Source organism: Haloferax sp. Atlit-10N, from assembly GCF_003586325.1.
GTDB lineage: Archaea > Halobacteriota > Halobacteria > Halobacteriales > Haloferacaceae > Haloferax > Haloferax prahovense.
This window is the reverse complement of record NZ_PSYX01000036.1, coordinates 1-1,426: the sequence shown is the minus strand read 5'-3', so window position 1 is coordinate 1,426 and position 1,426 is coordinate 1. Positions and strand designations below refer to the sequence as shown.

General features: G+C 55.1%; 1 protein-coding gene and 2 pseudogenes. All 3 read right to left on the bottom strand.

The features are described 5' to 3' along the window. A pseudogene (locus C5B91_RS20985) lies at positions 1-218 on the bottom strand (site-specific integrase); the annotation flags it as partial. A 269-nt stretch (positions 219-487) separates the two neighbouring features. After that, positions 488-1,090 (bottom strand): Cdc6/Cdc18 family protein, encoded by a 603-nt coding sequence (locus C5B91_RS22840; RefSeq protein ID WP_233547848.1) that lies wholly within the window; start codon positions 1,088-1,090, stop codon positions 488-490. A 9-nt stretch (positions 1,091-1,099) separates the two neighbouring features. Next, positions 1,100-1,426: pseudogene (locus C5B91_RS22835) on the bottom strand (cell division control protein Cdc6); the annotation flags it as partial.

The window sequence follows — 1,426 nt, the reverse complement described above, 5'->3', positions numbered from 1 at the left end:
CACCCCACAGATTCCTCGTCTTCGAGGCCGACAACGTCGACGAAGAATTGCTTGGGCGTCAGGTCGTGATGCTCGCGTAGCGCGTACGCGATACCACTGTATCCGTGTTCGGTGAGCCACTCGTAGGTCGGGACGTCACGATCCTCGTCGAATCCATCGCGGTAGCGCTTCGGTGCGATGTCTTGCCAGTAGACGTCGACGAGTTCGCTGAGGTCCATACGTGACCAGTTGTAGCGACGACTGCGGGTCTTTGAGGCCGTGGTCTCGTCGTCGAGTTGCTGGCCAGTAGACTGCTTCGTCATGCCGATTTACTGTCCGAAAGACCGTTTGTCGTGTTTCGCGATGATTCTGAGCCGGTGAATTTCATTGGTCTCTGCTGTTTTTCACAGCAAAATAATACTTTGGCTTGTGCGGGAGTGGTCTGATTCAAACATTCAATCGGATGTGTCCCTCGGCCAGCAAGCTACCGTCCGAGCCACACCTGGCCTCACTCGGGCGGTTGCGCATCGTGTTCGATCTCTTCGCGGGCTTCGATAACTGTCTCGAGATTCATGTCGACTTCCCATCGGTAGCTTCGCCCACCGGTTTGGCCCTTGTTCTCGTCGGTTCGGATGAGGAATCCGAGCATATGCAGGTCATCGAGGTGGTTCTGAATCGATTTCAACGATGTCAGGTGGTCGTGACCCCAGGCATCTGCGACTGCTTCGTACCGCTGTTGCACACGTTTGGTTCGCACTGACTCGTCGTCGGCCAACTGTTGGCGGGCAACGGCTTCAAGAACCAGCTGTGCGTGCATGGTCTGATCATCGATTTTATCGCGAAGTTGACCGCGGTTGACCTGTTGTCGGACTCTTTCGACGTGCTCTGCGGTAACTGTCGTAGACCCGGTCTTTTGTGCGGCATCTGCGGCCTCACGGAGCAGGTCAATCGCTTGCCGAGCACTCCCATCGTCCTTCGCAGCAAAGGCAGCACACGCCGAAATGGCGCTCTCTACGCATGCACCATCGACGAAAGCACGCTGGGCACGGTCAGTGAGAATGGTCTTCAACTCGCCTGCATCGTACGTTGAAAACGAGATTTCGTGCTCCATGAGCGTCGATTAGACCTTTGCAGAGAGTGTGTTGCGGAATGTGTAATTGTTCGAAATTCCGATAAGGCCGACTTTGGCCTCTTCGATATGTCCGTTCGCACGTGCTCGTGGGAACTCGTAGAGTAATGGATCGGGATTTGAGAGGTGGTCGATTTCATCGAGGACGAACAGATGGGTTCCCCCGAGACGTTCCATCTGGGCGTATAACTCTTCGAACGCGTCTGCCGTTGATGGGCCCTTCTTTGGGAATGTGGCTGTGTCGTCTGGGCGGAGACTGTTAACGAGGTGGCGAACGGTTGAATAGACGCTCTGGTTGTTACAATTGACCTTCGTGAC

What these genes read in the sequence shown, in the direction of transcription:
- C5B91_RS22840 (WP_233547848.1), bottom strand. Translation starts at nt 1,090, where the DNA reads ATGGAGCACGAAATCTCGTTTTCAACGTACGATGCAGGCGAGTTGAAG.